Annotated in this window: 7 protein-coding genes; 4 read left to right on the forward strand and 3 right to left on the reverse strand. The window is 67.3% G+C overall.

Translation table 11 applies throughout. The features are described 5' to 3' along the window. On the forward strand, positions 1-264 hold a 264-nt coding region (locus HUK84_RS12240; RefSeq protein ID WP_176640540.1), incomplete at its 5' end, for a hypothetical protein. Between the two features lie 106 nt (positions 265-370). Then, positions 371-847 carry a cupin domain-containing protein gene (locus HUK84_RS12245; protein WP_374729329.1) on the forward strand — a complete coding sequence of 159 codons (477 nt, stop codon included), beginning with the start codon at positions 371-373 and terminating at the stop codon, positions 845-847. Positions 848-899: 52 nt separating this feature from the next. Here the strand turns inward: HUK84_RS12245 and HUK84_RS12250 are convergent, their stop codons facing one another. Together HUK84_RS12250 and HUK84_RS12255 are read right to left on the reverse strand one after the other, a co-directional pair. Further along, positions 900-1,283, reverse strand: a complete 384-nt coding sequence (locus tag HUK84_RS12250) for a hypothetical protein (protein WP_176640541.1) — start codon at positions 1,281-1,283, stop codon at positions 900-902. A gap of 66 nt (positions 1,284-1,349) precedes the next feature. Then, positions 1,350-1,487 carry a hypothetical protein gene (locus HUK84_RS12255; RefSeq protein WP_176640542.1) on the reverse strand — a complete coding sequence of 46 codons (138 nt, stop codon included), beginning with the start codon at positions 1,485-1,487 and terminating at the stop codon, positions 1,350-1,352. A gap of 185 nt (positions 1,488-1,672) precedes the next feature. Here HUK84_RS12255 and HUK84_RS12260 point away from each other — a divergent pair, with 185 nt between their 5' ends. After that, positions 1,673-2,185 (forward strand): GNAT family N-acetyltransferase, encoded by a 513-nt coding sequence (locus HUK84_RS12260; RefSeq protein WP_176640543.1) that lies wholly within the window; start codon positions 1,673-1,675, stop codon positions 2,183-2,185. A gap of 102 nt (positions 2,186-2,287) precedes the next feature. Next, positions 2,288-2,833: a hypothetical protein gene (locus HUK84_RS12265; protein ID WP_176640544.1), complete on the forward strand. Its 546-nt coding sequence runs from the start codon at positions 2,288-2,290 to the stop codon at positions 2,831-2,833. Between the two features lie 26 nt (positions 2,834-2,859). On the opposite strand, the gene HUK84_RS12270 is transcribed toward HUK84_RS12265, so the two are convergent. Further along, entirely contained in the window at positions 2,860-3,567 is a 708-nt protein-coding gene (locus HUK84_RS12270) for a CBS domain-containing protein (protein WP_176640545.1), read from the reverse strand. Between the last annotated feature and the right edge of the window lie 149 nt (positions 3,568-3,716).

Genomic DNA, 3,716 nt, shown 5'->3' on the forward strand with positions numbered 1-3,716 from the left:
GTGCCGGATCCCGACGCCCTGGCCGCGCTGCTCGGCACACCGGGCGCCGCCCTCCCCGCCCTCATCCTGGCCGAACCCGGCAGCCCCACCCTTGCGGACGCCCTGGCAACCCTGAACCGCCTCGGCGGCGACAGCGGCCCGATCGTCACCATCCATACCCTGACGCCGGACGGCCCCCTGCCCGAATGGCTGCTGGAAGAACGGCTGCTCAGCATCAACACCGCCGCCGCCGGCGGCAACGCCTCGCTCATGACGCTGAGCTAGAGCAGATCCTCACGCAAACCCGTGAACGGAATGGAGGATTTTTTAACCTGCGGCCCCTCCCCGCTCAGGCACCATCGTGGGCACCATCGCGTCCAGGAGGTCCCACATGACAGCACGCACCCGCATGGCCATGCGCGCCCTGCCATTCGCCCTACCATTCGCCCTGCCATTCGTCATGACATCCCTGGCCGCCCCGGCCCACGCCCAGACGGTGGCCACCGGCCATCGCGACATCCTGCTGCAGGCCGATCATTCCTGGAACGGCACCGCCTACACCCATTACCCGACGACACGGCCGCAACTGACGATGATCCGCCTGATCATCCCGCCGCACACCGCCCTGCCCTGGCACGAACATCCGGTTCCCAATGCCGGCTACGTGCTCGAAGGCCAACTGACCATCACCGACCGCGAAACCGGAAAATCCCGGATATTCCATACCGGGGAATCCTTTGCCGAATCCGTGAACGACGTCCATCGCGGCGCGTCCGGCGACACGCGCACGGTGCTGCTCATCACGTATTCCGGCACCCCCGGCACCCCGACCTCGATCCCGGCAAAGGGCGAGAAGCCGGAATATTGACGCCCCGTCCGGCGGACATGCACTCCACCCGCCGGCTCCCGCTCCCCGGTCATTACTGTTCCGGCTGGACGAAATGCACCGGATGGCCGCCGCCCCCATGGGCCATCCCACCATGGGCCGCCCCTCCATGGACCATATCGCCATGGGTCATGCCACCGTGCATGAAGGGACGTCCCACCATGCCACGATGTTCGAACCGTTCGAACCGCTCATGCTCGCGCGGCACGATGACCACGAACGGCCCGGAACCATAAGGCCAATACCCGTAAGAATAGTACCCGTACGGCCAGTACCCGTACGACCAATATCCCGGCACCCCCTCATAAGTCGCTGCATCATAATTGTACCAGACCGTCTCCGGCCCATTCTCCGCACAGGCGGCCAGGCCAGCCATCAGCGCGAGGCACAGCGCCGCGCGCAAGGACCGCTTCTTCATCATGCTTTCCAAAAAACGGGCATTCCCGATGCCCGAACCACCACCCTCAAGCCACCGGCGCGTCCGCTAGCCCAGGATCAGCAACAGGATCACGCAGCCGATGGTAAACAGGATCAACAACGCCATGCCGACCTGATCGAGCACGGACGGCACCGCCCGCCGTTCCCATTTGAACGCGCGATGCGGCTCCATAAGTTGCAACACGGCCAACCTCCCCAGCCCGAGATACGGCCGAGATGTAATCCACACCCCGCGCCGTTAAAGATCCGCCCCCCGGCATCACGCGAAAGAGACAGGACACCCGATGGGATTTCGAAAAACCCGAATGGAATCGCAACGTCGTTCACGCCGCACTTGACACCGGCCACGGCGGCTGATGGCATCACGCCATGATCGAAATATCCCGGCTGATCCTGCGCCCGCACCGCATCGCGGATTTCGAAGACTGGTACGCGATGTTCCGCGACCGCGACCTGTTCCGCTTCATCTCCGCCCCGGCCCCCACGCGTGAGGACGCATGGAACCGCCTGCTGCGCTATGCCGGCCATTGGGCGTTGCTGGGCTACGGCCTGTTCGCGGTCACCGACCGCGCCGACGGCCGCTTCCTGGGCGAGGTCGGACTGGCCGATTTCCATCGCGGCCTCGGGCCGGACTTCGACGGCGTGCCCGAGGCCGCATGGATCATGACCCGCGCCACCCACGGGCGCGGCTTGGCGCAGGAAGCCGTCCGCGCCGCCCACGATTGGCTGGCGCGCACCCACGCGCCGGCACGCACGGTCTGCCTCATCCAGCCCGACAACGCCCCATCCCTACGCCTGGCCCAGCATCTCGGCTACCGGATCTTCGGCCGGACGACCTATCGCGACGTGCCCTGCCTGATGCTGGATCGTCCCGGGCGCTGACCGCCCGACGCCTCCTCCGGCCGCCATGCAACCGCCATGCGCGCCGGTGGTTATGCCCCGACACGGCCGAGATCATAAATAGAGATCGAAAAGAAGGCGCACATGATCATTCTGGCGACCATTCCCCTGTCGCGTATGCGCGTCACGCCCGACCTTCTGGCCACGCCGGTCGGCACGCTCCTGGTCACCTCGGAAACCGGATCGGACACCCAGCGGATCGTGGTGCGCACCCGCCTGCTGCAGGACAGGAAGCCGCGCCCCGGCCTGATGATGCTGCAGGGCGACGCCGCCGGCTATTTCGTGCCCGACGAGCAATGCAACGCCTTCGTCCGCCATGCGATCGACGCCACCGAACTCCTCACCCCGGTGCTGAAGGACATCGTCCCCGGCTTCCGCCATGCCGAACATGCCTGCCTGCGCGGCGACATATGGCACCTGCGCGACGAGGTCGGGACCCTGTTCACCGGCATCGCCGCCGGCTCCGCGCTGATCGAAACCGCCATCACCGGCTATGCCCGCATCCTGGAAGGGCATATCGGCGACATCGTGCCCGCCACCCGCCTCGCCTATCTGGGCCGCCTGGGGTTCACCGCCCTCTCCAGCACCTCCAGCGCCCCCACCGTCAGCGCCCTCGCCGTCGGTTCCTGACCCGGCACCGCCAGGCGCCGTGCCGCTCAGATGGACATCGGCATGGCCGCATCCGTCATCGGCTGCACCGCGACCAGATGATCCTCGACCGCCACCACGCCGCGGGTATTTTCCGCCGCCACGCGGGCGGCCGTGCGCAGCCGCTCGTCCATGATGGTGCCGGTCAGTTCGACCACGCCGTTCTGCACGCTGACATGCACGAAATCCTCGCCCGCCCATTTGGCCTGACGCTGAAATTCCGCGACGATCTCCTGCTCGATCTCGGCATCCGTCGCAGCACCCGGCTCCCGCGGCACGGTCCGCAGCAGGGCGCGCAGCACATCCGCCCGGGACAGGATTCCCACCACCCGGCCATCCTCCACCACCGGCAGGCGCTTCACCCGGCGGCTGCTCATTACGTCCACCGCCTCGCGCAGGCTGGCGTCCGGGGCGATCGTCACCGGCTCGTCCGTCATCACGTCGGCCACGTGACGGCTGTGGGTATGCACGTATTCCGCCGCCGCCCGCCCGGGCGAGCGCAGCAATTCGCCCAGCCAGGAATGGCTGGGCTCGGTCTCCAGCTCGCTGCGCCGCAACAGGTCGCCCTCGGTCAGCATGCCCAGCAGCGCGCCGTCCTCGGCGATGACCGGCAAGCCGCTGACCCCGCGCGACAACATCACCGACATCGCCTTGTCGATCGTATCGGTCGGCGCGATTCCGATGACCGAAGATGTCATGATGTCCCTGGCAAGCATGACACGGCTCCCCTCCAGACAATGATGCCGGGGCAGATGTTCACCCCCGCCCCGCCCCGCAAGCCCGCCGCTCCGGGGCGATACGCCGCGCCGCGCCAGGTCGTGCGAATGTGATGGCCCCGGCCCCCGATGACCCCGGACCACGACGG

The sequence above is a fragment of the Nguyenibacter vanlangensis genome (assembly GCF_013376155.1).
In the GTDB taxonomy this organism is placed as follows: Bacteria; Pseudomonadota; Alphaproteobacteria; order Acetobacterales; family Acetobacteraceae; genus Gluconacetobacter; species Gluconacetobacter vanlangensis.

Excerpts from the sequence above, each read along its gene's own strand:
- HUK84_RS12260 (WP_176640543.1), top strand. The coding sequence starts at position 1,673 with ATGATCGAAATATCCCGGCTGATCCTGCGCCCGCACCGCATCGCGGAT.
- HUK84_RS12270 (WP_176640545.1), bottom strand. The coding sequence starts at position 3,567 with ATGCTTGCCAGGGACATCATGACATCTTCGGTCATCGGAATCGCGCCG.
- HUK84_RS12250 (WP_176640541.1), bottom strand. The coding sequence starts at position 1,283 with ATGAAGAAGCGGTCCTTGCGCGCGGCGCTGTGCCTCGCGCTGATGGCT.
- HUK84_RS12265 (WP_176640544.1), top strand. The coding sequence starts at position 2,288 with ATGATCATTCTGGCGACCATTCCCCTGTCGCGTATGCGCGTCACGCCC.
- HUK84_RS12245 (WP_374729329.1), top strand. The coding sequence starts at position 371 with ATGACAGCACGCACCCGCATGGCCATGCGCGCCCTGCCATTCGCCCTA.